24 protein-coding genes and 1 tRNA gene are annotated in these 26,439 nt (G+C 68.0%); 12 read left to right on the top strand and 13 right to left on the bottom strand.

Annotated elements, in window-relative coordinates; genetic code table 11:
- Positions 1-13: 13 nt before the first annotated feature.
- Positions 14-1,690: a COG1361 S-layer family protein gene (locus tag DOS48_RS18405; protein ID WP_127117144.1), complete on the bottom strand. Its 1,677-nt coding sequence runs from the start codon at positions 1,688-1,690 to the stop codon at positions 14-16.
- A 169-nt stretch (positions 1,691-1,859) separates the two neighbouring features.
- Between DOS48_RS18405 and DOS48_RS18400 the strand changes: the two genes are divergently transcribed.
- Positions 1,860-2,528, top strand: coding sequence for a TetR/AcrR family transcriptional regulator (locus DOS48_RS18400; RefSeq protein ID WP_127117143.1), 669 nt, complete (start codon positions 1,860-1,862; stop codon positions 2,526-2,528).
- 47 nt (positions 2,529-2,575) lie between these two features.
- Here DOS48_RS18400 and DOS48_RS18395 read toward each other — a convergent pair whose 3' ends face one another.
- Both DOS48_RS18395 and DOS48_RS18390 read right to left on the bottom strand, forming a co-directional pair.
- On the bottom strand, positions 2,576-3,277 hold the full coding sequence (locus DOS48_RS18395) for an HD domain-containing protein (RefSeq protein ID WP_127117142.1): 702 nt from the start codon (positions 3,275-3,277) through the stop codon (positions 2,576-2,578).
- Positions 3,278-3,459: 182 nt separating this feature from the next.
- Positions 3,460-4,911: an archaellin/type IV pilin N-terminal domain-containing protein gene (locus DOS48_RS18390; RefSeq protein WP_127117141.1), complete on the bottom strand. Its 1,452-nt coding sequence runs from the start codon at positions 4,909-4,911 to the stop codon at positions 3,460-3,462.
- 133 nt (positions 4,912-5,044) lie between these two features.
- Between DOS48_RS18390 and DOS48_RS18385 the strand changes: the two genes are divergently transcribed.
- Positions 5,045-6,016, top strand: a complete 972-nt coding sequence (locus DOS48_RS18385) for a cation diffusion facilitator family transporter (RefSeq protein WP_127117140.1) — start codon at positions 5,045-5,047, stop codon at positions 6,014-6,016.
- A 48-nt stretch (positions 6,017-6,064) separates the two neighbouring features.
- Positions 6,065-6,775 (top strand): YqjF family protein, encoded by a 711-nt coding sequence (locus DOS48_RS18380; protein ID WP_127117139.1) that lies wholly within the window; start codon positions 6,065-6,067, stop codon positions 6,773-6,775.
- Positions 6,776-6,887: 112 nt separating this feature from the next.
- On the opposite strand, the gene DOS48_RS18375 is transcribed toward DOS48_RS18380, so the two are convergent.
- Positions 6,888-8,195 (bottom strand): Glu/Leu/Phe/Val dehydrogenase, encoded by a 1,308-nt coding sequence (locus tag DOS48_RS18375; protein WP_127117138.1) that lies wholly within the window; start codon positions 8,193-8,195, stop codon positions 6,888-6,890.
- A 237-nt stretch (positions 8,196-8,432) separates the two neighbouring features.
- Here DOS48_RS18375 and DOS48_RS18370 point away from each other — a divergent pair, with 237 nt between their 5' ends.
- The 3 genes from DOS48_RS18370 to DOS48_RS18360 all read left to right on the top strand — a co-directional run bounded on the left by DOS48_RS18370 (position 8,433) and on the right by DOS48_RS18360 (position 11,466).
- Positions 8,433-8,867, top strand: a complete 435-nt coding sequence (locus DOS48_RS18370; protein WP_127117137.1) for a hypothetical protein — start codon at positions 8,433-8,435, stop codon at positions 8,865-8,867.
- Positions 8,868-9,031: 164 nt separating this feature from the next.
- The gene (locus DOS48_RS18365) at positions 9,032-9,496 is read left to right on the top strand and encodes a PH domain-containing protein (protein WP_127117136.1); all 465 of its coding nucleotides are present in this window, start codon (positions 9,032-9,034) and stop codon (positions 9,494-9,496) included.
- A complete protein-coding gene (locus DOS48_RS18360) occupies positions 9,493-11,466 on the top strand; it encodes a PH domain-containing protein (RefSeq protein ID WP_127117135.1) in 1,974 nt (657 codons plus the stop codon). Before DOS48_RS18365 ends, DOS48_RS18360 begins: the two co-directional genes overlap by 4 nt.
- A gap of 23 nt (positions 11,467-11,489) precedes the next feature.
- On the opposite strand, the gene DOS48_RS18355 is transcribed toward DOS48_RS18360, so the two are convergent.
- On the bottom strand, positions 11,490-12,635 hold the full coding sequence (locus tag DOS48_RS18355; RefSeq protein WP_127117134.1) for an acyl-CoA dehydrogenase family protein: 1,146 nt from the start codon (positions 12,633-12,635) through the stop codon (positions 11,490-11,492).
- Positions 12,636-12,859: 224 nt separating this feature from the next.
- Between DOS48_RS18355 and DOS48_RS18350 the strand changes: the two genes are divergently transcribed.
- Positions 12,860-13,927: a phytoene/squalene synthase family protein gene (locus DOS48_RS18350; RefSeq protein ID WP_127117133.1), complete on the top strand. Its 1,068-nt coding sequence runs from the start codon at positions 12,860-12,862 to the stop codon at positions 13,925-13,927.
- A 40-nt stretch (positions 13,928-13,967) separates the two neighbouring features.
- Here the strand turns inward: DOS48_RS18350 and DOS48_RS18345 are convergent, their stop codons facing one another.
- The 3 genes from DOS48_RS18345 to guaB form a co-directional block, all read right to left on the bottom strand.
- On the bottom strand, positions 13,968-15,944 hold the full coding sequence (locus tag DOS48_RS18345; RefSeq protein ID WP_127117132.1) for a DEAD/DEAH box helicase: 1,977 nt from the start codon (positions 15,942-15,944) through the stop codon (positions 13,968-13,970).
- A 49-nt stretch (positions 15,945-15,993) separates the two neighbouring features.
- Complete coding sequence (locus DOS48_RS18340; protein ID WP_127117131.1) at positions 15,994-16,629, bottom strand: HalX domain-containing protein; 636 nt, start codon at positions 16,627-16,629, stop codon at positions 15,994-15,996.
- A gap of 113 nt (positions 16,630-16,742) precedes the next feature.
- Positions 16,743-18,230, bottom strand: coding sequence for an IMP dehydrogenase (guaB, locus tag DOS48_RS18335; protein WP_127117130.1), 1,488 nt, complete (start codon positions 18,228-18,230; stop codon positions 16,743-16,745).
- 649 nt (positions 18,231-18,879) lie between these two features.
- Here guaB and DOS48_RS18325 point away from each other — a divergent pair.
- The 3 genes from DOS48_RS18325 to DOS48_RS18315 all read left to right on the top strand — a co-directional run bounded on the left by DOS48_RS18325 (position 18,880) and on the right by DOS48_RS18315 (position 20,474).
- Entirely contained in the window at positions 18,880-19,893 is a 1,014-nt protein-coding gene (locus tag DOS48_RS18325; RefSeq protein WP_127117128.1) for a DUF5794 domain-containing protein, read from the top strand.
- Between the two features lie 78 nt (positions 19,894-19,971).
- Positions 19,972-20,199 (top strand): DUF5795 family protein, encoded by a 228-nt coding sequence (locus DOS48_RS18320; RefSeq protein ID WP_127117127.1) that lies wholly within the window; start codon positions 19,972-19,974, stop codon positions 20,197-20,199.
- A gap of 100 nt (positions 20,200-20,299) precedes the next feature.
- Positions 20,300-20,474, top strand: a tRNA-Trp gene (locus DOS48_RS18315).
- Positions 20,475-20,629: 155 nt separating this feature from the next.
- On the opposite strand, the gene DOS48_RS18310 is transcribed toward DOS48_RS18315, so the two are convergent.
- Positions 20,630-20,827: a DUF5800 family protein gene (locus DOS48_RS18310; RefSeq protein WP_127117126.1), complete on the bottom strand. Its 198-nt coding sequence runs from the start codon at positions 20,825-20,827 to the stop codon at positions 20,630-20,632.
- Between the two features lie 87 nt (positions 20,828-20,914).
- Entirely contained in the window at positions 20,915-21,097 is a 183-nt protein-coding gene (locus DOS48_RS18305) for a DUF5786 family protein (protein ID WP_127117125.1), read from the bottom strand.
- Between the two features lie 176 nt (positions 21,098-21,273).
- Here DOS48_RS18305 and DOS48_RS18300 point away from each other — a divergent pair, with 176 nt between their 5' ends.
- The gene (locus DOS48_RS18300; protein WP_127117124.1) at positions 21,274-22,398 is read left to right on the top strand and encodes a polymer-forming cytoskeletal protein; all 1,125 of its coding nucleotides are present in this window, start codon (positions 21,274-21,276) and stop codon (positions 22,396-22,398) included.
- A gap of 30 nt (positions 22,399-22,428) precedes the next feature.
- Here DOS48_RS18300 and DOS48_RS18295 read toward each other — a convergent pair whose 3' ends face one another.
- Entirely contained in the window at positions 22,429-23,202 is a 774-nt protein-coding gene (locus DOS48_RS18295; RefSeq protein WP_127117123.1) for a ribonuclease H-like domain-containing protein, read from the bottom strand.
- A gap of 96 nt (positions 23,203-23,298) precedes the next feature.
- Between DOS48_RS18295 and DOS48_RS18290 the strand changes: the two genes are divergently transcribed.
- A complete protein-coding gene (locus tag DOS48_RS18290; protein ID WP_127117122.1) occupies positions 23,299-24,009 on the top strand; it encodes an SOS response-associated peptidase in 711 nt (236 codons plus the stop codon).
- Positions 24,010-24,055: 46 nt separating this feature from the next.
- Here DOS48_RS18290 and DOS48_RS18285 read toward each other — a convergent pair whose 3' ends face one another.
- The gene (locus DOS48_RS18285) at positions 24,056-24,910 is read right to left on the bottom strand and encodes a ZIP family metal transporter (protein WP_127117121.1); all 855 of its coding nucleotides are present in this window, start codon (positions 24,908-24,910) and stop codon (positions 24,056-24,058) included.
- A 62-nt stretch (positions 24,911-24,972) separates the two neighbouring features.
- Positions 24,973-26,430: a small ribosomal subunit Rsm22 family protein gene (locus DOS48_RS18280; protein ID WP_127117120.1), complete on the bottom strand. Its 1,458-nt coding sequence runs from the start codon at positions 26,428-26,430 to the stop codon at positions 24,973-24,975.
- Positions 26,431-26,439 lie beyond the last annotated feature (9 nt).

Here is a 26,439-nt window from a genome sequence, read left to right as displayed (position 1 = left end):
CTCGCTCATTCGATCACTGCCGCCGGTACCAGACCGCCGCACCCGCGCCGGCGACGACGACGAGCAGGCCGACGACGAGGGGAACGGTCGGAAGCCCGCCGTCGTCGGTGGACTCGGTCACCTCGATGGGGAACTGTCTCACGTCGGAGATCCGGTCGTTACCGCGCTCGTCGTCGTACCGGAAGTCCAACTCGATGGGGTGCGTCTCGACGCTGGCTCCCGAGGCGGCCGACACCTCGAACCAGATCTCGGTCGACTCGCCGGGTTTGAGTTCGTCCACGAACGCCTCGTCGTTGGGAGCCGAAAGCGGGCTGTCGGCGTAGAGCCCGGCGTTGATAGACGAGAGCGTCTCCGGGCGCTGGTTGGTGATCGTGAACGCGACTCGTTGCGTGTCGCCGGCCGCAACCGTCGTGTTCTCGGCCGCGAGGGCGAACTCCGGCTGGCGCGGCGCGACCTCGATCCGCCGCGTCTCCTCGACTGCGATAGTGGAGTCGCCGCTCGTGTACTCGGTCGTGAAACGGAACTGCCGCGGGCCGGGGTCGGCGTTGCCGTTCACGTCGGCGTCGAAGGTGAACTCGACCGACTCGCCGGCGGGGATGTCGGGGAGCGCGTACCGGCTCTCGCCGAGGCTCACCCGCTGGCTCTGCGCGTCCGCGATCAGCACCGCGTCCTCGACGTCGAACGGCCCCTCGTTCGTCAGCGTGCCGGAGACGGTGCCCGAGTAGCCGACTTCGAGCGTTCCCTCGACGTTGTCCACCGAGAACGACTGCTCAGGCGCCGGAACGACCCCCGCACGCGAGGTGGGCGAGGTCGCGTCGATCCCGTTCGGGTCGCGGTAGTCGACCGAGGTGACGAGCGCGTACGCGCCGCCCTCGAACGACGACGCGACGGTCGACTCGAAGGTCACCGTCCGGTTCGTGTCGGGTTCCCAGTCGCCGACGAACACGTCCGAACTCCCGTCGCCGATCACGGCCGCGCTCCCGGTCGTCGTTCCGGTGACGATCGCGTCGCGGGCGACTTCGTTGCCGACGTTGCGCAGCGTCGCCGTGACGTTGCCCTCGCCACCGATGCGGGCGTCGGTGGCGGTGTCAATGATCGCGAACCGCGCACCGTTGTCGACAACGATCGTGACGTCGAAGCGGTCGACTTTGACCCGATCTCTATGGCTATTAAATGCAGGAACGATTTTGTAGGTGTAGCGGTACTCAGCTGTTACCTCCACCTCGTACTCGCCGTCCGGCACGTCGTCGGGGATCGTGACGTCAAGCGAAACAGGAACCGGACTCGAAGAAGTTGTCACGTCTCCGACAACTTTGGTTCCGTCGCCGATCTCGAACGGCACGTCGCTGTCGTCAACCTCTAGAGTGAGCCCTCGTGCAGTAGTCACTCGCGAGTCAAGTTGGTTGCCCTTATCCATATCTCCGGTATTCAGCACATCAAGCGTTACCGTCGACTCGACCCCGCTTCGAACTGTCCGCTGGGAGGCGAATAGTTGAAGATCAGGCGATCCGCGTATTTCTTGGCCGGCAGTCTGTGCAGCGACACCGTCTGATCCGTCACTGAGCGAAGCGGCTCCTCTATCGATAGAATCTGTAGAGGTCGCGGCGCCGGCAAACGCGCCGGCGCCGACAAGGGCCGTCACGGCGACGGCGGCGAGGACAACCGACCAGAGCCGCCCGAACCGGCTCATCGACGCCTCCCGGTGACGGTCCCGTCGGCCGGAGCGGGCCTCCGGGACGACGATTCACTGCCAAACGCGTCGGATCCACTCATACGGTCGTGTGGAGAGCCTTCGGTTTAAGCGTGTTGAATGAACGTTCAATCAAGAGCGCTATGTAGGTGGGAGTGTAACGGAGCCTATGGACGACCCGTTCGCAGAGCCGACCGACACCCGACAGGCGATTCTCGGGGCCGCGTTCCGTGCGCTCTGTGAACACGGGTACGCCGACCTGACGGTCAAGCGGATCGGCGAGGAGTTCGACAAGAGCCCGTCGCTCGTCTATCACCACTACGCGGGAAAAGACGAATTGCTCGTCGACCTCCTTGAGTTTATGATCGACGACTTCGAGGAGTCCGTCTCGGCGAGCGCGTTCGACGTGCCGCCGCGGGAGCGACTCGACGCCTTCGTGGGCGCGATGACCGACCCCGACTCGATTCCCAACGAGTACGGCCCCGACGGCCGGTTCATGACCGCTATCGTCGAACTGCGCGCGCAGGCCGCGACCGATGACGCCTATCGCGACCACTTCGACCGGAGCGACCGGGTGTTCGAGGAGTTCCTCGAACAGACGGTGCGTGCGGCCGCCGCCGACCTGCGCGACGAGCGGACAGCCGCGGGCGACGACGCCGAGGTGTCCGGCGAAGAGCCGGTCACCCCTGCGGAGGTCGCGTCGACGCTCCAGACGCTCTCGACCGGCGGGATGGTCCGCTGGGCGACCACGAGCGACCACGGGTGGACCGCCGACGCGCAGCGGGGCGCCCGCCGGTATCTGGAGACGGTGCTGCCGAACGTCGATCCGGACGGCTGATCGGGGGACGCGTCGCGACGCACGAACTGAAAAGTCGGAGAGCGCGGTCAGCGGTCGGTGACGCCTTCGACGTCCATCCGGCTGACCTCTTCTTCTAGCCACTCGCGGAGCCACTTGACGCGCTTGATGCGCTGGTGGGCGATGCTCTCGGCGCTGTCCGAGACGACGCGCTCCGTGTGGTCCTGTGCGCGTTCGAGCACGCGGTCGACCATCTTCGCCGAATCCATGTGGGTCCGCGATTCGTACCCCATCCGGAGCAGCATCAACGCGGCGCCGTTCGCGCCGACCTTATCGAGGACGTCGGCTTCGATCAGACACCGGCTCTCTAAGGGCACGTCCGACAGGTCGCCCGTGTACGAGTGGTCGACGACCGCCCCGCACACCTCCTCGATGAACGACTCCGGGTAGTTCCCGCGGCTCTGGAGGTACTCGCGGGCGACGCGCGCGCCGGCCTCGGCGTGGACGTCCTGTTCGGCCTCCAGTTTCGCCACGTCGTGAAACAGCGCGGCCACGCGGACCACGTCGGCGTCTGCGCCCTCGCTTTCGGCGATGTCCGTGGCTAGGTCGACGACGTTGAGGATGTGATTGAACCGGTAGTCCGCGGAGTGCCAGGGGTACCAGCGCATCCGCCCGCCGTCTTCCTCGCTCTCGACGCTGGCCGCGAGATAGTCCCGCACGAACTCTTTCATCTCCTCGAAGTCCTCCTCGCTCACCTCCGTTTCCTTAATTTCGACGCCCACGAGAACCACCTCGGGCGAAATACTCGTTGTTCATTACCGTAACCGAGGAGCGTTTCGTTCTTAGTCGTTACGACGGGGGTATTGACCACCGATCGTCTGGATCGACTCCCACTCTCGCACGGGCGTCTGAAGGAGATTGATCGCGTCTGGTGCCGGTCACTGTGGCCCGCCGCCGTCGGCAAGCAAAGGTGTTAGTCGAAATCGATCTCAACCACGTTCTCGCTCACGTGGAGGTACGTGACGGGGTTCTGCCCCGAGCCGCCGGTGATCCGGATCTTGATGTCCTTGAGTTCCTCGTCTTGTTCAATTGTGAATGCGTTGCTGCGCGTATCCAAACTGTTGAACACGAAACCGCCGCGAAGCCTGACGTTTCCGGCGAGATCCGTGTCCGAGTTTGGGGCATAGACGGTGGCATCAATATCGACGCTTCCCTGTCCTGGACCATCTTCAAGGAATCCCTCCCGAATGTAGAACTGATTCCGGCGCGCCTCGATTTCTGCGCTGGTTGTTCCAACCGTTGCATCGCCATTCGCGAACACGGACCCGTTGACATAGTATCGGACAACCCCATCACCCTCGTTCGTGATCTCAAGTTCCTGCCCGCCAAGATCAAGGTCTCCGTCAACTGCGACCGCGATGTCACCGTCACTCGTGTTGAATTCGACTCGTTGGTTGACCGAGACATCTCCGGATGCATGGTACGTACCGCTCGTGCAGGCACTTCCGGTATCGAAACAGTCGGATAGCGGATCGCCAGAGTCTGCACCGTCCTGTAGCGTAGACTCGATCATCGACGCGGGTGAACGATGAGCTGCCTGCTCAATGTACTGCGATTCGCTGAGACCTTTATTTCCGCCGTTATTTTTACCGTTATTATTCCCACCTCCTTTATGATTGTATTCGTCCCTAAGCGTGATCGCCCGCTCGAAGCTCACATCTTCTGGAACCACCAGGCGCGCAGTGACCGTTCGGTTCGCGTCGTCTTTCGTCACGGCGCCGTCGGCGCGCCGGGTGAAGAAGTCGTACCACCCCTCGTAGTACGTGCTCTGTATCTCGACGACGACCGTCCCGTTCCGGAGCGGGTTATCCGTCTCGACGACCGTCTCCGAGACGTTGGGCGGCTGACGGACGACGCCGGTCCCGCCCGCGGTCGACGACGCGTTCTGTGTCAGTCGGACGATCGGGAACGTGAGCGTCTCGCCGCGGTAGTGGTACTCCGGCGGCGAGACCATCCGCCCCCGACCGCCCTCCAGCGACCAGACGCCGCCGCCCTGGATCGCGACGGTTCGCTGGCTGCCGACGTACGAGAGGGTCCCGATGGAGCCGTTGTACGCGGTCGTGGTCCCGCTTGCGGTCTCGATCCGGACCTCGACGCGTCCCGCGCTCTCGTCGAGCCGGAGTTTCCCGCCGTCGACCGACCCCAGATCGAACCGCCTGGCGTCCGTCTCGCCGAGCGCGACGAGGCTCGACTGAGAGCTGAGCTGTGACATCCCGTTCTCCACGCTGGCCGACTGCGCCTCGTCGGTGACCAAGCCGAGCGCCACGCTGCCGGTCGCCACCGTCACCGTCACGGCGGTGATGGTGATCGCGAGCAGGAGCACGACGCCTATCACCTCGCTCTGGCCGCGCTCCCCGTCGTTCATGGCCGTCGGTTGGCTCCCGAGATACTTAAGCCCCGACCGGTGGCAATCAGTTCTGATAGCGGCGCGAGCCGAGGCGTAACGCGACGGGGCCGACGACGTGGTTTTTAACCCGGCGCGGGTATCATCGATTCGTATGCGACACCCCTTCGGCGACGACGAGAAGGCGCGGTTCCAGCGGGCCGCTGGGGTGAACGTCCTCGGGAACGCCGTGAAGATCGCCGTCGAGGGAGCGGTGGGGTTCGCGTTCGGCAGCGTGGCGCTGATCGCGGACGCGGCCCACTCCGTCGCCGACCTGATCGCCAGCGCCGTCGTGTTCCTCTGGGGCGGGGCGCGGTACGACGACGCCGACGAGACGCACCCGCACGGCCATCAGCGGATCGAGCCGCTGACCGCGCTGCTCGTCGGCGCGACCATCGTCATCCTCGGGCTGCTCTTGCTGCGCGAATCGATCCGCGGCGTGATCGGGGCCCACAGTCCGCCGCGGCGGAGCCTCCTGCTCATCGGCGCCCTCCTGTTCGCGATGGCCGACATGTACGTGTTGTACTGGTACACGGAACGGGTGAACGCCGACCTCGGCTCGACCGCGCTCGACGCCCTCGCCTTGGACTGTCTCAACGACATTTATACCACGATCGCCGCGTTGGTCGGGATCTTCGGCGTGTTCCTGAACGTACCGATCCTCGACCCGATCGCCGGGGCGCTCGTCAGCGTCCTCGTCGTGTACCAGGGGATCGAGATCGGTCGTGAGAACGTGACCTACCTCGTCGGGGCGGCGCCGCCCGCGGCCGACCGCGAGCGCGTCACGGCCGCGCTCCGCGAGAACCCCGCCGTCGAGGGGGTCCACGACCTGACGGTGTACTACGACGGCACCGACCTCGAGGTCGAGGTGCACGTGGAGGTCGACGGCGAGATGACGCTCCGAGAGGCCCACACCATCGAGACGGAGTTGGTCACCGGGCTCCGGAGACTGGAAGACGTCGGCGACGTCCACGTCCATCTCGACCCGTCCGGGCTCGGCGAGTGGAAAGACGCCCCGGAGGGCGGCGAAAACGGGCGTCCGAACGCCGGCGAGGGCGACCGCCGACCCGTCGACGACGAGGCGTGACGGCGCGTCGGGCGTGCGGGTTAACCCGCCGGCGCCCCTACCGCTCGTATGCTCGAACGGCGCTGGCTGGAGATGACGTGGCGCGACGGGCTGTTCTGTCACTGGCCGGTCGACCCCGCGGTCGTGGCCGAAACGCTGCCCGACCGCCTCTCGGTCGCGACCCACGACGGCGACGCGTACCTGAGCGTCGTCGCCTTCGTCATGGACGACATCCGCCCGCGAGGGGTCCCCGTCGGACTCTCCTTCCCGGAGCTCAACCTCCGGACGTACGTCGAGGGCCCCGAGGGAGCCGGCGTCTACTTTTATAACCTCGACGCCGACGACCGGCTCGGCGTCTCGGTCGCGCGGCGGCTGTTCGCGCTCCCGTACTACCGGGCCGAGATGGACGCGTCCCCGGTCGGTGACGCGGGTCGCTCGGGAGGCGAGGGGAGCGCCGTTCGGTTCACCAGCCGCCGGACGCATCGCGGTGTCCCGCAGGCTCGGTTCGACGCGACGTACGAGCCGACGGGCGAGGCGTTCGCTGCCGAACCGGGCTCGCTTGACGCGTTCCTCGTGGAGAACTACCGGTTCTACGCCCAGGGGGACCGGCTGTACCGCGGGGAGATAACACACGAGCCGTGGACGCTGCGACCGGCAACCGTCGACTGTCGGACGAACACGCTGTTCGAGGCGAACGGCTTCGACCGGCCCGACGGCGACCCCCTCGTCCACTACGCGGAGCCGATAGACGTGGGCGCAGACCGGATCCGGTCGGTCTGAGAGGCGGCGCGGCCGGGGCGCGCCGAAGCCGGCGGTCACCCGGGAATCGCGGAGGTTATTTAAAAAACCGAACGACGGCGCTCACGGGAAGGGCCCGCGGGACACGCGTCCGTTACGGGAACAGTCCGCGGTACTCGTGGGCGCTCGCGGTGCGTTCGAGCGCCAGCGTGTACGCGGCCGTCCGCAGGTCGGGAAGGTCCTTCTCGTCGTACTGCTCTATCGTCTGGTCGAACGCGGAGCCGATGCGGCGCTCCAACTCGGCGTTGACCGTCTCTAACGGCCACGAGAACTCCTGTGCGTTCTGGACCCATTCGAGGTACGAGACGATGACCCCGCCGGCGTTCGCGAGGATGTCCGGCACGACCTGCACGTCGCGCTCCGTGAGGACCTCGTCCGCGGCGACCGTCGTCGGGCCGTTCGCCGCCTCGACGATGGCCGACGCGCGTAAGTCGTCGACGTTTTCTTCGGTGATCACGCCCTGGACGGCCGCCGGAATCAGCACGTCCACGTCGAGCGTCAGCAGCTCCTCGTTCGAGATCTGGTCGGGGTCGTCCCAGCGAGCGCCGCCGCCGGAGTGGTCGCTCTCGGCCTCCGAGCGCAGTTCTCCGGCGACGTACTCCTCGATCAGACCGCCGGCGCTCACGTGTGCCGCCAGCGAGGCCACGTCCAGCCCCTCGGGATCGTACGCGGCCCCGGTCACGTCGGAGGTGGCGACGACCCGCGCGCCGGCCTCGTCGAGGAGTCGGGCCGCGTTGGACCCGACGTTCCCGAACCCCTGGATCGCGACGGTCGCGTTCGTGAGGTCGCGGTCGAGGTAGTCGAAGAGGCGCTCGGTCACGATGGAGACGCCGCGACCGGTCGCCTCGACCCGACCGGGGGTCCCGCCGATCTCCAGCGGCTTGCCGGTGACGACCTGCGGCACGGAGTGGCCCTCGTACATCGAGTAGGTGTCCATCATCCACGCCATCGTCTGCGGGTTGGTGTTCATGTCCGGGGCGGGCACGTCGACGTCCGGACCGATCATGCGCCGAATTCCCTCGGTGTACCGGCGTGTGAGGCTCTCCAGGTCGTTCTGCGTGAGGTCTTTCGGCTCACAGATGACGCCGCCTTTCGCGCCGCCGTACGGGAGGTCGACGAGCGCCGTCTTCCACGTCATCCACCCGGCGAGCGCCTCGACCTCGCGCTGCGTGACCGACGGGTGGAAGCGGACTCCCCCTTTAAACGGGCCGCGAGCGCTGTCGAACTGACACCGGTACCCCTCGAACACCTCGACCTCGCCGGAGTCCAACTCGACCGGGAGCGTGACCTTGAGCGTTCGTTCCGGGTGTTTGAGCCGCTCGAAGACGCCGTCGTCGACGTCGGCGTACTCTCTCGCACGGTCCATCTGTGCCAGCATGTTCTCGAACGGGTCGTCCGTCATGGTCGGGGCGACTCAGTCACGAGTGATATTGGTTTCGGCAATTATCGCCACCGGTAGTGATTGACACCCACGAAAAGAGACGTTGGCGCAAGCCCGGCGTCGGCCGCCGACGTTCGTCGCGACGCCCGGTCACGGCGCCCCTCCCGAGCGAACAGCGTCGCGGCCTTTCCCGAGCGAACAGCGTCGCGGGCGAGAATCCTCGATAACGTTTTCTTTTCGTTCAAACGATAAGACAGTATGGGCACTCTATTCGGGCTGGAAGCGGAACCAATCACGCCACACGCGTTCTTGTACCCCCTGGCCGTCTGGGTGGTGATGGCGGTCGTTGCGGTCGCTAACGGCGTCTTCCGAGAAACCGTTCTGATCTCTCGCGTCGGCGAGTACGCCGGACACGTCGTCAGCACGGCGCTGTTGGTCGCTGCGATACTCCTCATCTCCTTCGGGTACTTCCTGTGGACGCCCGTCGAGTACGCGACGGTCGAACTCCTCCTCGTGGGGGTTCTCTGGACCGTGCTCACCGTCGGCTTTGAGTTCGTCGTCGGGTACGCCGAGGGGACCCCGGTCTCGGTCACGCTCGGGCAGTACAACGTACTCGCGGGGCAGGTGTGGATCGCCGTCCCGATCACGCTGCTCGCCTCCCCGCTCCTGTTCGGGTGGCTCCTCTCACAGTGAGTGACGACGACGGAGCGCCCGCCGAATCAGGCGATCCGAACGATCGGGAAGAGATCCGCCAGACGAGCGCACCCACCTGAGCGGTCCATCGTTTCGCCCGGACTTATACGTCGGCGCCGACAACGAAGATCCATGACAATCGGACGCTCGACGGGGGGACGCCGATGACGGCACAGGCGCTCCACCCCCGCGTGCAGATCGTGTGGGCCCTCCGCGCGGTTCTCATCGCCGCGGTGGTGACGGTGCCGTTTGCGGGCGGCGCGTACCTCGGTCGGCTCCCGACGTGGGCGCCGGCGGTCGTCGGCGCGGTCGTACTGGTCCTCGGCGTCGCACACGCGGTCGCGCGCTACCGACGCTGGAGCTACGAGATCCGCGAGGACGCGCTGTACCTCGACCGCGGCGTCATCACGCAGGTCCGGACGACGGTGCCGCTGGTCCGCATCCAGCACGTCGACTCCCGGCGCGGTCCCGTCGAGCGCGGCGTGGGGCTCGCCTCCTGTGTGGTGTACACGGCCGGGTCTCGCGGCGCGGACGTCCGGATTCCGGGGCTCACGCCGTCCGGCGCGAGCGACCTCCGCGAGGAGTTGAAACGGCTCGCCATCCGCGCGGACGGGGAGGACGCGGTGTGAAACTCGCGCCCCAGTCGATCCCGTACCGCGCGCTACAGAAGGTGTCCGGGGTCGTCGTCGTCCTCTTTTTCGTCGTGAACAACAACCCGGCGTGGGGCGTCGCGGCCGCGACCGGGGTCGGCGCCGTGGTCCTCCTCGTCGCCGTCGGCTACGAGGTCGCGTACTACCAGCGGTTCGACTACGAACTGACCGACGATACGCTCGACATCTCGTCGGGGGTGATCTCGCGGCGCGAACGGGAGATCCCCTACCGCCGGATCCAGAACGTCGACGTGAGCCGAGGCGTGATCCAGCGAGCCATCGGCGTCGCCGCGGTGGATCTGGAGACCGCCGGCGGCTCCAGCACCGAGGGCTCCATCCGCTTCGTCACGCCCGACGAAGCGACCCGGCTCCAACGCGAGGTGCAGCGCCGCAAGTCGTCGAACCGGGGGCGGTCGGGCGGCGAGCGCGAGTCCGAGCCGGGAGCGGCGGTCGGCGCAGACGGCGAGGCCGGGGGTCAGTCCGGACATCGCGGCGACTTCGGATCGGACGAGGCCGGCCCCGACGAGGAGGAGCTGTTCGCCATCTCGCCGAGCGAGCTCGCGTTGGTCGGGGCGCTCTCGTTCGACGGTCGCCTCATCGGTCTCTTGGCGTTCCTGAGCTCCGGGTCGGTGCCGGTGCTCTCCAGTTTCGTTCCGGACGCCTCGGCCGTCGCGCTCACCGCGACCGCGATCGTCGGCGTCGGCGCGCTCTTCCTCGTCTCGTGGGTGCTCGGCGCCGCGGTCGCGTTCTCGAACTACTACGGGTTCCGACTCTCCCGCGCCGGCGACGAACTCCGGTACGAGCGCGGGCTGTTCCGCCGGTACAGCGGTTCGATCCCGACCGAGAAGGTGCAGGCGCTCCGGATCACCGACAACCCGGCGAAGCGGGCGCTCGGCTACGCCTCACTCTCCATCGAGACCGCGGGCTACGCCCCCGGACAGGGCGGTGAGCAGGGGAGCCAGGCGGCCGTCCCGCTCGCCACGACCGACCGGGTGTTCCGACTGGCGCGGGAGGTCGAGTCGTTCGGCGACCCGCAGTTCGACCGCCCGCCGAAGCGGATCCGGTGGCGGTACGCGTTTCGATACGCGATCCTCATCGGTGTCCTCGTCGGGGTCGCGTTCGGCGTGAACTGGTTTTTCGACGCCGGCGCGCCGTGGTACGCCCCGGTCGCGCTCCTGCTCGCCGTGCCGCCGGCCGCGCATTATAAATGGAAACACCGCGGCTACTGGCTCGGCGAGAACCACCTCCTCACGCGGAACGGGTTCTGGAGCCGTACCGTGACGGTCGTGCCCTACTATCGGATCCAGAACGTCATCGACACTCGGACCGTGTTCCAGCGTCGCTGGGACGTGGCGACCATCGTGGCGGACACCGCGGGCAGCAGTTCGATCGCCGGCAACGACGCCGCCGCGGTCGACTTCGCGACCGACGAGGCGGTCGACCTCCGCGAGACGCTCCGGGAGCGGCTCCGCGTCGCCGTCGCGGACCACCGCGCGGCACGGGACCCGTTCGAGTGGTTCGAGGGGGACGCCGACGCGGCAGACGAGGACGCCGAGGGAGCGAGCGAGTCGGGCGAGAGCGCGACCGCCGACTCTACACCCCCGGAACCGCCGGACGACGGCGTGATCCGTCCCAACTTCTCCGTAAGCGACCGCGACTACTCCGAGCCGGCCGAACTGGTGGATACGGGCGACTACGCGGTGGACCGGTACCCCTCGGACATCCACGATATCGACCAGCGCGAGGGCGATGCGGTCGCGGTCGAAGACGGCGCGACCGAAACCGAGGAAAGCGACGGTGACACGAGCGACGAGGAAGCGATCGACGAGGAAGCGCCTACCGGCGACACAACAGACGGCGACGCGAGCGACGACGAACCGTCTACCGACGATGCGACCGCCGAGAACAACGACGAACCGCGCTCCGGCTCGACCGGCAGCGAGACGTAGCCGCCCGCGCCGCCCGTGCTCCGCTACTCGTCGAGGAGCTGTTGGGCGATGGTGTTCCGCAGGACCTCGCTCGTCCCCTCGTAAATCTCCGAGAGCTTCGCGTCGCGGTAGAACCGCTCTGCGGGGAAGTCCTTCGTGTACCCGTAGCCGCCGTGAATCTGGATGCCCTCGTTGGCGACCTCACGCGATATCTCGGAGGCGTACAGCTTCGCCTGCGCGGCCTCCTTGATGTAGTCCTCGTCGCGCATCTTCAGGTCTGCGGCCTCGTGCATCAGCAGCTCGGCGGCGCGGGCCTTGGTGTCCATGTCCGCGAGCTTGTGCTGGATCGCTTGGAAGTCGGCGATGGCGTGATCGAACTGCTCGCGGTCCTGCGCGTACGACTTCGCCTCGTCGAGCGCGGCTCGCGCGATGCCGACCGAGCGCGCCGCGATGGTGATGCGGCCGCCGTTCAGGGTCTTCAGCGCCTGAACGAACCCCTCGCCCTCATCGCCGAGGCGACGCGCTTCGGGGATCCACATGTCGTCGAAGCGGAGTTCGGCCGTCGGACACCCCTTGTCGCCGAGCTTGTCCTCCGTCCCCTCCACGATGAACCCGTCGTCCTCCTCGGGGCGGACGACGAACGAGGAGATGCCCTTCCGGCCCGCGTCGGGGTCCGTCTTCGCGAACAGCGTAACCGTGTCGGCGACGGAGCCGTTGGAGATCCAGAGTTTGCTGCCGTCGATCAGGTAGCCGTCGCCGTCGCGCTCGGCGGTGGTCGACATGGCGGGCACGTCGGAGCCGGCCTCCGCCTCCGAGAGTGCGAACGCGCCGATGTCCTCGCCGGTGTTGAGCGCGGTGAGGTACGTCTCCTTTTGGGGCTCGTCGCCGAACTCGTACAGCATGTTCCCCGCGAGCGACGTGTGGGCGGCGACCACGGTCCCGAGGCCGCCGGAGCCGCGCGCGATCTCCGCGAGCCCGATGGCGTAGCTGTGGTAGTCGAGGCCGGCGCCCTCGTACTCGACGGGGAACGGCATCCCCATGAGCCCCAACTCCGCCATCTCGTCGATGAGGTCCGCGGGGAACTCGTCGGTTTTGTCGATGTCGGCGGCGCGCGGCACGACCTCCTCGTCGACGAACTCGGCCACCATGTCGCGGATCTGGCGCTGCTCTTCGGAGAGGGTAAAATCCATACCGAAGCGTTCGGGCACGACGACTTATCGGTTTCTACACGAATGTACACGGGGGCGGCGTTTCAGGGGCGCGTCGGTTCGAGGCCGGTCGTCTCCGCGCGGGACGCTGTGACCGCGGTGTGGTAGTGGCGACGATCTGAGGTGCGGGGCCGACTGTGGCTCTCGAACGCGTCACTCGTTCCACGAGGCTTTTTACGTCTTGTGCCGTAAGTGACGGTAACTGAATGAGCGGACGAGCATACGGTCCCGCTGAGCCAGACCTTTCGTGGTGTCACGAGGCGGTTCAGGGCGTTTCTCGGACCTTCGCGCTGACGGTCGACGTGCTAGAGGAGCCGATGGCCTCGCACATCTGTGTGGGATATCTTCTCTGTCGTGTCGCCGACACCGTCGAGGACGCCGGACACATCCCCCCTGAAGCGCAAAGCGACGTGCTGCGGACGTACCGACGCGCGATCGACCCCGACGCGGACCTCGATATCGGCGCGTTTCGCGAGGCGGTCGACGAGTGGCTCCCGGAGCCCGAAGCGCGCAACGACGACTGGGAGGTCGTCGCCGAGGCGCCGACCATCGTGGCCACGTTCGCGGAGTTCGACGACGAGGCGCAGGCGGCTATCGTCCCGCCCGTCTTGGAGATGGTCGACGGGATGGCGATGTTCGTCGACAGACACGCCACCGAGGGCGGGCTCCGGATCGACGACCGCGACGAGTTAGAGCAGTACTGCTACTACGCCGCCGGCACGGTCGGGAACCTCATCACGAACCTGCTCACCCGCGGCGACGTGGGCGAGGACCGGGCGCGACGGCTGCGCGACACCGCCGAGGAGTTCGGGCTCCTCCTCCAGCTCGTGAACGTCTCGAAGGACGTGTACGACGACTACACGGAGGAGAACAACGTCTACCTCCCCGCCGAGTGGCTCGCCGACGAGGGGGTCGAACAGGAGCAGGTCGTCCACCCGGAGAACCGCGAGTCGTCCGCCCGCGTCGTGGGGCGGACCGCCGAGTACGCCCGGTCGTTCCTCGACGACGCGCAGGCGTACTTGGAGACGATGCCGCTCTCGAACGGGAACACGATGGAGGCGTGGACCGTCCCGTACCTGCTCGCGGTCGGCACGCTCCGCGAACTCAGCTCTCGCCCGGAAGACGCCCTCACCGAGACCGGCGTGAAAATCTCGCGACAGGAGGTGTTCGCGGTGATGGCCGTCGCCGGGGACGCCGGTCGCGACTCTCTCGCCGAACTCCGGCAGACCATCTCCCGGACGCCGTTCCACCGAGCGGTCGAACCCGCGGACTGAGCCGAGTCGGTCTTTTAACTGAATTCGCTTCGTCGCGCAGTCACAGCCGTGAGCGCGCTCTCGTGACCGCCGGGACGCTGACGCCTATCGTCTCGGCGAGCGCCGCGGCCGCGCTCAACAGCCACTCGGCGCGTTCGACGCGCGAGTCCAAGTCGCCCGGCCCGATCCGGTACGACTCGACGAGCGTCTCGACGGTGGCGCCCTCGATCCACTCGTTGAGGATGCGCGCCGTCTTCACCGACTCTAACCACTCCTCGAAGTCGTCGGTCTCGTCCATCGCCGTGGTCAGCAGTCCCGCGTTCGCCCGTGCAAACCGGTACATCTCGGCGCGCTCGGCGTTGCCGAGGTAGGTGTCCTGCATGTCCGGCGTGTCACAGACCACCTCGAACGCGGTGAGCGTCGTCGCGTTCGGCATCGCCGCGGCCGTCCGGAGCCCGGAGACGATCCGCGACGCGGTCTCAGGTCTGACGTACTGCTTTGAGGTCGTCTTGCCGATGGGCGTGGCGGCGAGGCGGTACGAGTCGACGCCGCCGGTCTCGCGGCTCACCAAGTCGGCCGCCACGAGGTCGTCGACCGCGACGGCGACGGCGTCGGCCAGTCCGCCGGCGCCGGCCTCGCGGGCGTAGAAGGTCCCTTCGAACACGTCGAGGATCTCGGCCTCCGTCTCCGCGAAGCCGGTCGCGACCGCCGAGAGGACGTGCGTCCGCAGCGACGCCGGGTCGGCGAGCGTCGACTCGACCGCCTCCGGCTCGCCGTCGAGATATCGCTCCACGAGTTCGGCTCGCACGTCTTCGTTCCCGACGAGGGCGGCCTCGCCGTGGGGGTCTAGTCCCGGACGCCCGGCGCGCCCGCACATCTGGTGAACCTCGAGCGTCGGGAGCCACTCCATCGCCGACCCCGCGTACCGCTTCTGGTCGCGGACCACCACGCGTCGGGCCGGGACGTTGACTCCGGCCGCGAGCGTCGGCGTCGCACAGATGCAGGCGAGTTCGCGGTCGCGGAACGCCTCCTCAACGACCGCTCGGTGTCCCGCCCGGAGCCCGGCGTGGTGGAACGCCACCCCCGACCGGAGGCAGTCGGCGAGCTGTTGGCCCGTCGCGGTGCCGTCTACCCCGGCGGCCTCGTCTGCCGCGGCCGCGGCGGCGGACGCCACCCCGAGCCGCTCTGCGAGCCCGTCGGCCGCGAGCCGCTCCGCGAGCGCGACCGCCTCGGTCCGGGACCGGACGAACGCGAGACACTGGCCGCCCCGGTCGACCGCGTCGGCGACGAGGGCGGCCGTGACGTCGGTGTCGTCGGGGGGATCATCGGAAGAGTCGTCGCCGTCCGCTCCCGAGCCGCCAGCGGCCTCGCCGAGGTCGACGGAGAGGGTCGTCCCGTCGTCGAAGGACACGTCGCCGTCGACGGCGACCCCGGTTCGGAGGTCGACGGGGCGCCAGTCGGACTCCACCAGCGTCGCGTCCAGCCACTCGGCTATCGCCTCCGGGTTGTCGACGGTCGCCGACAGCGCGACGACCTGCAGGTCCGGGTTCCGACGACGGAGCGTCGACAGCGTCACTTCGAGAGTCGGGCCGCGCCGTTCCGCACCGAGGAGGTGGACCTCGTCGACGGCGACGCAGGCGAGGTCGTCGACCCACGCGGCGCCGTTGCGGATCGCGGAGTCGACCTTCTCGCTCGTCGCGACGACCACGTCGTTGCCCGCGAGCGACTCACCCGACGCGTCGAAATCGCCCGTCGAGATGGCGGCGTCGACGCCTGGGAGCGCCGCGAACGTCTCGTACTTCTCGCGGGCGAGCGCCCGGAGCGGGCAGACGTACAGTCCGGGCCCGTCGGCGGTCAGCAAGGCGAGTTCGGCGATGAACGTCTTGCCGGAGGCGGTCGGGATCGCCGCGACGACGTTCTCGCCCGCGCAGACGCCGGCGTCGACGGCGGCCGCCTGCGGCGGGTACAGGTCGCGGATCCCCCGCTCGGTGAAGTGGTCGACGAATCGCTCCGAGAGCGGGAGGTCACCTACGCGCATACGGTCGCGAGTTCGGGCGGACCGCACTTAAAAAGTCGCGCGCGGACGGTTACGCGTCGTCGGGGTCCGCGCCGTTGGCGTCGAGGTCCATGTCGATGTCGTGGTCCGTGTCGAAGTCCTGGAACAGCTTCTCGAAGTCGTCGTCTTCCTCGGTTACCGCCTCCAGCGACTCGTCGGCCTGCGACCTGATCTCGGCGATCCGGTCGGTGAGCCGCTGGTACTCCTCGTTGTCGGCGAGTTCGGTCGCGTTCTTTTCCGTCTCCAGCATGGCCTTCTTCGAGGTCAGCGAGAACAGCTCCTGCATCTCGGTGTCGTACTCCCCGCGGCGGAGTAGCCCCTCGACCGTCTCGCGGAGGGTGTCGCTGGTGACCGGCTTCACGAGGTAATCGTCGAAGCCCATGCTCAGAATGTCGAAGTCGGGTTCGACCGCCGTCACCATCGCAACGCGGCAGTCGAGGCCGCGCTCGCGGACGGCGGCGAGGACCTCGTCCCCGGAGAGGCCGGGCATACGCCGGTCTAGCAGGATCGCATCGACTGTATCTTCGGCAGCGTCGACCTCGTCGAGCGCCTCTTGCCCGCCGTACGCGGTCCGGACGCGGTACTCGTCGCCGAGCCACGCGGCGTACAGGTCGGCCAGGTCAGGTTCGTCCTCAACCACGAGGACCAGCGGCGGTAACTCACTCATGGATGACCGGAGCGACGACGTTTTCGCTCACAGGTATCGTCTCTTCGCGGAGTATATTAAAATACCTCTTCCGGGCCGCGCCGCCGGTGTCGAACACCGGCCGGCGCGGGCGATCACTCGCCCGGACTGTAGTTCGGCGCCTCGTCCGTGATCATCACGTCGTGCGGGTGGCTCTCGCTCTGCCCTGCGCTGGAGACGCGAACGAACTCGGCGCGCTCGTGGAGCTCCGGCACCGTCTCGGCGCCGACGTACCCCATCCCGGAGCAGACGCCGCCGGTGAGCTGGTGGAGTTCGGACGCGAGGCTGCCTTTATACGGGGTCGCCGCTTCGACGCCCTCGGGAACGAACTCCTCGTCTTCGTCCTCCTCTTTGAGGTAGCGGTCGCCGCCGCCCGACTTCATCGCGCCGACCGAGCCCATCCCGCGGTACTGTTTGTACTTTTTTCCCTGCATGGTGATGACCCGCCCCGGCGCCTCGTCGGTGCCGGCGAAGTACGAGCCGAGCATGACCGCGTTCGCGCCCGCGGCGAGCGCCTTGATGGCGTCACCGGAGTAGCGAATGCCGCCGTCCGCGATCACCGGAACGCCCGCCTCGGCGGCCACGTCGGCGACCTGCGAGACGGCCGTCATCTGCGGCATCCCCGCGCCGCTCACCACGCGGGTCGTACAGATCGAACCGGGGCCAATGCCCACCTTCAGCCCGTCGGCGAAGTCGACGGCGGCCTCGGCGGCCGCTCGGGTCCCGACGTTGCCGACGACGACGTCGGCGTCGACGGTCTCTTTGATCGCGCGCGCCGAGTCGAGGACGTTCAGGTTGTGGGCGTGTGCACAGTCGATGAAGATCACGTCGACGTTGGCCTCGTCGGCCGCGACGGCGCGCTCCTCCTCGAACGGGCCGACGGCGACGCCGGCGAGCAGGCGCCCGGCCTCGTCGCGGGCGGCGTTCTCGTGTTCGCGCCGCTGGAGGATGCCCTGCATCGTGACGAGCCCGACGAGCCCGTCATCCTCGTCGACGAGGGGGACGCGCTCGATCTTGTGGTCGTACATCAGCTCTAACGCCTCGCGGGCGTCGACGCCCTCCGGGGCCGTGATCACTTCGTCGGTCATGGCCTCGCGGACGGCGTCGTCCTCGCCGACCTCCAGGTACGGACGGATGTCGGTCCCCGAGATGATCCCCAAGACCGCGTCGTCGCCGTCGACGACCGGCGCGCCGGAGACGCCCTGACGCTCCATCCGCTCGTCGGCCTCGCGGACGGTGTCGTCAGGCGAGACGGTCACGACGTCTTCGCGGCGGATGACGAGCTCGTGCGCGCGCTTGACGCGCTCGACCTCGGCGGCGGTCTCCTCGATGGTCATGTTGCGGTGGAGGACGCCGAGACCGCCCTCGCGGGCCATCGCAATCGCGAGTTCGCTCTCCGTGACCGTGTCCATCGCCGCCGAGAGGACGGGGACGGTGAGTTCGACGTTCTTCGAGACGCGCGAGGAGAGGTCCGCGTCGTCGGGCTCGACGCGGCTCTCTTTGGGTTTTAACAGTACGTCGTCGAACGTCAGCGCTTCCGGGACATCGAGTTTGGCCGAGAATCGATCGGAGTCTGTCGCCATATAAATCGTCGTGAGTGGCCGATGAAAAGCGTTGCGAGTCAGCACGGACGTGTACGTCGTTGTCACCCGTACCCACTCGATGTACACTAACGTGGATCGGTAGTTGGAGGTAGACCGAACGGACGCAGAGAGATCGGTAGCACCACGCAACATGTGGCGGTGAGACGGTGGCGTTCGACCGGGAGCCGCGCCAGTCGCCGGCTCCGACGTGAGAGTTGATGACTGGGCGATGCCGTGAGGGTTGGCGACCGGGCGGCGTCGTAAGAGTTGACGACCGGACGGCAATCGGTCGTCCGAACGGGCGTGTTCCTGAAGATCCTCAGTTCTGTCGCGGTTCACTCGGCGTTTCGACGGCGAGACACCGACATTGCCGACAAATCTCTCGTTCCGTGCGGGCACGTCTCACACAACCTTTAACGCGACCGAAACAGATATATCATATATGGACTCCGACAGTCCCGTGAACGCGCGTATCGCCGGCCAGCCGACGCTCCGTCTCGGCGCCCGCTTTACAGCCGGCAATTCGCGCAAACGCTTTACATGGGCTCGTCGGGCCGCTCGCGGATTCGACTCCGTACGCCGGGCCCTCGGCTATCGCGGGTCGCCCGCTTCCTACCGTGTACCCGTCGGTCAGGGGCATCGTCCCTGAATGAGCGTCTCTCGCCATCCGGTCGCCCTGCGGCTGGAACAGCGCGTGGGCAGCGCGACGAAGCTGCTCGCGACGGTGATGGTGTTGCCGCTCGTCGACGGCATCTTCCCCGCGTTAGTGGTCGCCGGCGTCCTGACGACCGCGACGGGCGTCGTCGAGACCGGTATTCTCATCTTCGGCGGCTCGGCGACGGCGGCGGTGATCCTCGCGGAGATGGACGGCAGCCGCCGGGAGATGGTCGGCTCGGTCCTGCTTATCGGCGCGATCATCATCCCGCTCGCCGCGGTCGAGGCCGCCTTCGCGCCCACGTTCAAGGAGTTCCTGAACCTCCCGGTCTTCGAGCGATTCGCCGGGCTGGTGATCCTCACTATCGCCGCCAAGACGGCGAGTTCGGAGATCGGCGAGTTCCTGCCGAGCCCCGGCGTCATCATCTCGCTGGGGCTCGTCGCGAGCTTCCAGCCGGCCGGGTTCCAGATCAGGATGTCGCCGGAGTACGTGGTTAACGGCGCCGCCGCGGCCGGCGTCGGCGTCGCGTTCGCGCTGTCGATCGCGTTGCTCTCGCCGCACCTCCGCGGCCGGGTCGACATCGACCGGTTCCGGTTCGGCTCGGCGGTCGCGCTCGGCGTGCTCGCGCTGCCGATCCTGCTCGGCCCCTTCGATCTCATGCAGACCGAAGCGCCCATCGCGCTCGCGGTCCTCGCCGTGACGACCCTGTTCGCCTACGACCCGAACGCCGGGGCGGAGGAGGACGCCGCCGACGAGGACGGCGACGACCCCGACGACGCCGGCATGACGGCCGACGAAGCGGCCGACGACGGTGACCGCGCCGACGACGGCGACCGGGGTGACGACGACGCGGACGCGATCGAGCCGCCGCTCGACGCCCCGACCGCGCCGGGAGCGATCGTCGACGACGACGTGGCGGTGATCGCCGGCGGCGACCCGTCCGACTCCGACGACATCGACGACACGGACCCGTTCGCGGACGACGACTCCAGAGCGCCGTGGCTGTAAGGGGTGTCGTCCGGTCGCTCGACTGACCCCCGTACCGCGTGTCGCCGGTGTTTTGGTACTCGGTGCAGTACAACGGGTATGTCTAACCGCGTCGTGCAAGGGCGAATGGTGACCCCCGAGAAGCTCGCCGAACTGATCGAGGGCGAGCAGGTCCTCGAAGCCGAATCCATCGCGGACGCCGACCGCGACTGTCCCGAGTGTGGCGGCGACGTCATCTCCGTCGGCTACATGCCGGGCGTGACCGAGTTCGTCACCGGGTACAAGTGCCAAGACTGCGATTGGAGCGCCGACGACCGAGACGACTGAGCCCGTCGCCGCACGAGCGGGCCGCCGTTCCGTCGCCCGATCGCCTGCGATCGAAACCCCTTTATCCGCGTTTCGGCAAGCAGTTGATGCGAGATCACGCGGGGCTGTGGCCAAGCCAGGCATGGCGACTGACTCCAGAGGCTTGCGCCCGGGACGACACTCCAGACTGATATACCGAGCGGCCGACTGATCATCGGTCGCGTTGACGACCCTCTGGAGTTCCGAGGCGCACCGGGGATATCAGTCGATCGGGGGTTCAAATCCCTCCGGCCCCACTATCTTGTTCCGCGACCGCTGAGCGTGCCGAACAGAGGTGTCTCAGCGGACAATATATAAGCCGGTCCGGATCTGTATACTGTGACCACCCGGTCGGAGCGACACACGAAGCGACCAGCGCGGGCGGAGTTGCTCGAAAAAGCGGTCCCGACGACTACAGCACGTCGCCGATCCGCACCGGTTCGCCGTCGAGATCCGGCTCCTCGGCGACGATCTGTAACACCTCGTGGTCGGTCACGTCGCGGTACCGCTTGCCGGTCGCCTCTTCGATCAGGTCCTTTTCGAGTTCGAACTCGGTGCCCTCGTAGACGACGTCGACGCCGTCGTCGGTAAACGTCAGCTCTGTACTCATAGCCGCCGATACGCTGTGGCCGGGTAAAAGGAGCGTGACACGGCTCGGGCCGACTGCGAGCCGGCGTGCGCGGGTTCGGCGGGGCGGTTACTCGTCGTCTTCGTCGTCTTTCATCTCGGAGAGTCGCCCGACGAGATCGTCGGTCGACGCCCCGCCCTCGATGGTGACCTCGCCGTCGTGGTCGTTCTCGTGAACGTTCACGGCCGCGTCATCGTCTGTGTCTACGTCCTGGTCCTGCTGTTCGCTCTCATCGTACGATCCAAATCCCATACGTGACCCTTCGGAGCCGGGTTGATAAGGGTAGTGACCCCGCGGCCGTTCGGCAACGAATTGCACGCATACGGCGGTGCAGGTGGCCGCGCGCCAGCTCGGAGAGCGGTCGACGCCGTCCGACGCCCGTCCGACGACCCCACACGGTTTATACGGGCGGAGGGAGTTCTCTCGGTGTGTCGCTGAGCGGAGGCGGTCCGATAGAGGAGCTCGCCGTCCCGTCCGGGACGACCGTCGAAGAGCACGACCTCGTCACCGACGGCGACGTGCTCGTCGGCAGCCAGTCGACGGTGGAGTTCGGGCTCCGCGGCCGAAACGTCGCGCTCGGCGAGCGCGTGCGCGTCGAAAACGACATCGAGGCCGAGGGCGACTGCCGGCTCGACACGTGGTGTTCTGTCGACGGCAACGTCTTAGTCGGCGAGGACGCGTACCTCGGCGAGCGGGTGACCGTCACGGGACGGCTGATGGTCTCCGGTGACCTCGACATCGGGGACGACGTGACGATCGAAGAGGGGTTTGAGGCGAACGGCTGGATCGTCATCCGGAACCCCGTGCCGACGCTCGTCTTCTACTTCATCGTCCTCTCGCAGCTGTTGCGACTCGGCGAGACCGACGCAGCCGACGAACTCGCGACCGCGCTCGCCGACGGCGACGACGTTCGCGACCCCCTGTTGATCCCCCGAAGCGCCGAGATATCCGACGACGCGTGGCGCGTCTCGACGCCGGCGACGGTCGGCGACGACTGCCGGCTTCACGGGAACCTCCGCGCGGAGTCGATCCGCGTCGGCGAGCGCGACGAGGTGTTCGGGTCGCTGCGCGCCCGCGAGGGCATCGAAGTCGGCGCAGAGACGACGATCCACGGCGACGTGACCACTCGCGGGGGGACCGTCACGATCGGGGCCGGCGCTCGGATCCGCGGCGACGTGTCTGCCGGCGACCTCGTGATTCACGACGGCGCCGAAATCGACGGCACGCTCCGCGCTCGCGGCGAGATGAAACTCGTCCAGCAGACCGGCTCGGACGCGGACGCCGACAGCGCAGATGCGGGTGACGAGGACGCCGACTCCGCGGCCCCCGCCGAGACCGACGCAGAGGAGGCGGCGGAAGCGGACTCCGGCGCCGAGGAGGCGCCTAGCGAGTCGGGTGATGAGGAGCCGGAAGATGAAGAATTAGCGGACGAAGAGTCGGCGAACGAGGAGCCGGCAGACGAGAAGTCGACGGACGAGAAGTCGGCGGACGAGAAATCGGCGGACGAGAAGTCGGCGGTCGAAGAGTCCAACACCGACGCGGAAGCGACGTAGCGGGCGGATTCGACAGGCGGCCTTTTAAACTCAGTTCGACCGCGTCTCGGCGCCGCCGGCGACGAACACGTCGTCGTGAAGCGTCGCGGTGATGGTGTCGGCGAGCGTCCGCAAGTTCTCCGTGTCCTCGCGGTTGTACGACACCAGGGTGTCGAGCGCGTCGTCGTCGCCGCGCTCGTACTCGCGCCAGAGGCGGACCGCGTCTCTCCCGGAGAGGTCCGGACGGTCGCGGTCGATCCCGATCTGGGACTCGATCGGTTTGAGACCGCCGGAGAGGCCGACCCGCTTACACGGGTACATCAGATCGAGGTGCGGCGTGTCGATATCGATTCCGAACGAGGTTTCGAGGAAGGGCACGTCGAACCGCGCGCCGTTGAACGTCGCGAGCAGGCTGGCGTCGGCGAACTGCGCGCGGAGTCGGTCGGCGGTGAGGTCCTCGCCGGCGACGAGCGTCGTCGTCTCGCCGTCCCGGTGGAAGCTCGCGGTCGTCACCCGATCGCGATGCTCGTCGAGGCCGGTCGTCTCGATGTCGAAAAAGCAGGTGTCCGCACGGAAGTTCTCGTAGAGCCGCCAGCGCTCCCCGCTGGGGAACGCGCGGTCGAAGTAGGCGGAATCGCCGTCGTCGAGGTGCGTCAGCGCCTCGGCGATGAACGACTCGATCCGGTCTGCGGTCGTCGACCCGACGCCCGCCACGTCGACCGCGGGGTCGAACGACTCCCACGTGGTGGCCCCCGCACGCCACAGGCGGCGCTCCGTCGTCTCGCCGACCCCTTCGACCGGGATGAAGCTGTTCTCGATGCGCATACCAGACCCCGGCGACGCGCGGGCAAAAACCCGACGGGACGGCGGGACGGGAGGCGACCGCGATTTAAATATCGGCGGCGCCTACGCTCGGTATCAATGTGCGGTCGCTACACGCTCTTCGCTTCCGCCGCGGACCTCGAAGCGCGGTTCGGTGCCGACTTCGGAGGGGTCGATCCGAGTTACAACTGCGCGCCCGGCCAGTCGCTGCCGGTGATCACCGACGAGACGCCCGACCGCGCGACGCGAATGGAGTGGGGACTCACCCCGTCGTGGGCCGACGAGTCGTTCGGCCTGATCAACGCCCGCGCGGAGACGGTCCGGGAGAAGCGCAGCTTCGCCGACGCCTTCGAGCGCCGGCGGTGTCTCGTCCCCGCGGACGGCTTCTACGAGTGGGTCGACGAGGGCGGCGCGGAGAAGACGCCCTACCGGGTCGCGTTCGGTGACGACCGCCCGTTCGCGATGGCGGGACTCTACGAGCGCTGGGAGCCCCCGGAGCCGGAGACGACGCAGACGGGGCTCGGCGCGTTCGGCGGCGGGGGCGACGCGGAACCCGAACCCGACGACGGGCCCGTCGAGACGTTCACCGTCGTTACGACCGAGCCGAACGAGGTGGTCGCCGACCTCCACCACCGGATGGCGGTGATCTTGGAGCCGGACGAAGAGGAGACGTGGCTCCGGGGCGACCCCGACGCCGCCGCCGACCTGCTCGACCCGTATCCGGCGACCGACCTGACGGCGCATCCGGTCTCGACGCGCGTGAACTCCCCCGCCGTCGACGCGCCCGAACTGATCGAGCCGGTCGGCTGACTCGCCGTCCGAGTGCAACCCGCCGTCCGGATGCGACCCGACCCCCTCAGCCGGCCAGCGCGATGTCCATGTACAGCATGATGATCGTCCCGGCCATGAGGCCGAGCGTCGCCGTGCGTTCGTATCCGCTCCGGTGCGTCTCGGGGATGATCTCGTCCGAGATGACGAACAGCATCGCCCCCGCGGCGAACCCCATCGCGTACGGCAACAGCGGTTCGATCGTCGCCACGGCCACGGCCCCGAGCACCGCGAGCGGTATCTCGACGACCCCGGCTCGGAGCCCGGCGAGGACGGCGTAGCGCCGGCGCGCGAGGCCCGCGTTTATCGCCGCCACGGAGACGGCGAGCCCCTCGGGGACGTTCTGGAGGCCGATCGCGAGCATCAACGACAGCGCGCTCCCGAGCCGCGCCGGGTCGCCGGCGGCCGCGCCGAATCCGACGCCGACCGCCAGCCCCTCGGGCATGTTGTGGAGCGTGATGGCGAGGATAAACAGGATGACGCCGGCCAGTCGCTCGTCGGAGACCGGCAGCGTCTCCGATTGGCCCGCCGCGTCGGGTCGGCGCTTCCCCGTCAACAGGTAGTGCGCGTGCGGGACCAGCGCGTCCGCGCGGTCGAGGAAGAGCGCGCCGAGCGCGACGCCGACGAGCGTCGGGATCGGATTGCCCCCGGAGTACTCCTCGATACCGGGGATGATCAGGCTCGTGAACGCGGCGGCGAGCATCACGCCGGCCGCGAAGCCGAGCAGGCCGTTGAGCGCGCGCTTCGACGGGTTCCGCCAGACCAACACGAGCGACGCGCCGACGAGGTTTAATACGGCGATGACGGTGCCCCCGACGAACGCCTGTGCTACCGGAGACGACCCGGCGACGCGAACGAACGCCTCGGAGAGTGCGACCGCCATCGTTTCCGAACAGAACGAAGCGGACTGACAAATACGCACCGGAGGCGGGCGTCCGGGCCGGCTCAGGGAGCGACGAGGTCGACGACCGTCTCGTCGTCGACGACCACGTTGTACGCGCCCTCGTCGTCGTTCCAGAGGACGAGCCCGTTCTCCACGAACACGACCGCGCCGTAGTCCGCCCGCCCGAGGTCGTCGTTGAGGACGGTTTCGCGGGTACAGACGAGGTAGTGGTCGACCGTCTGCGAACCGTCACCGACGAGGTACAGCGCGTTGTCGCCGTCGCTGAGGTCGTGGCTCAACTTCACGGCGAGGTAGTTCACTCGGTCGGTGACGTGTGACTCGGAGTCGGCCATCCGCGCGCAGCGGTCGGCACTCGCCTGCACGTCCACCCGCCGTTTGCCGTCCGTCCGGAGGATGGCGTACGCGAACTGGACGTCGACGTTGCGGAACTCACCCGGTTCGTCGGCCGCGCCGCGCGTCGCGGCCTCGTCGAGTCGGCGCTGGAACGGGGGCGTGTCGAGATCCGACGCCACGTCGAACGACCACCCGCCGTCGGAGGGGGTCGCGTCCGGCCAGAGGCGGAGCGTGGGCGAGTACGTCTCGACGCCGGACGCGGGGGTCGCGACCGCGCGCTCGACCTCCCGGAGCCCCATGGCGGTGTTGCGGTCCGCCGGCGCGAACGCCGCGACGCTCCCGTCGTCCGCGAGCCGGTCCACGGCGGCCTCGACGACCGCGGCGGGGTCGTCCAGCTCGGAGAGGACGTTCCCGAAGACGACCAGATCGAAGGGGCCGTCCGGCGCGTCGGCGCGGTCGGCGTCGGCCTCGGCCGGCTCCCCGACGCCCAAGAACGACTCCGCCGTCGTCTCGTGGATCGTCTGCCGGAAGTTCCGATCCGTCTCGTCGAGCAGGCGGTCGAGGACGTCGGCGGCCGCGCTCGGCTCAACGGCGTGGTAGTCGACCACCGCGTCGTCCGGGAGGTAGTCGGCGAGTCCCAAGGCGGGCCCGCCGACGCCCGCGCCCACGTCGAGGACGCGGAGCGTCCGGTCGAGCAGCCCGTTCTCCGTCAGGTCGTCGAGGACGTAGCCGATCGTCGCGTAGTAGGCCGGGAGGTGGTAGATCGCGTAGCCGAGCGCGGCGACCCGGTCGTACGCCACGTCGTTCCCGTAGAGGTAGTCGTCTTTGAAGCGGCGCACGGCCTCGCGCAGTTCGTCGCCGGACTCCCCGCGGTGCCAGTTGGCGCCGAACTCCCGGACCAACAGATCCTCCAGCGCGAACGTGTAGCGTTCGGGGAGCGCCGTCGGCGCCCAACCGGGCGACTGGACGGGGGCCTCGGAGACCGGCTCGAAGGCGCCGTCCGCGCGCTCGCGGAGCCGGAGGTCGAACGCCTCCTCGCGGAGCGTCTCGCGGACGACCGCGGGATGGGCGCCCCCCTCGATATACTCCGCGATCTCTTCGGGGTCGATCGGTCTGACGTTGCGCAGGTAGTTGGCGTTGTTCCGGACGGCGTCTCTGTCTATCATGGAAGTTCC

Origin of the sequence: Halorubrum sp. PV6 (genome assembly GCF_003990725.2) — an archaeon.
GTDB lineage: Archaea > Halobacteriota > Halobacteria > Halobacteriales > Haloferacaceae > Halorubrum.
This window is presented reverse-complemented; position numbering and strand designations above follow the sequence as displayed.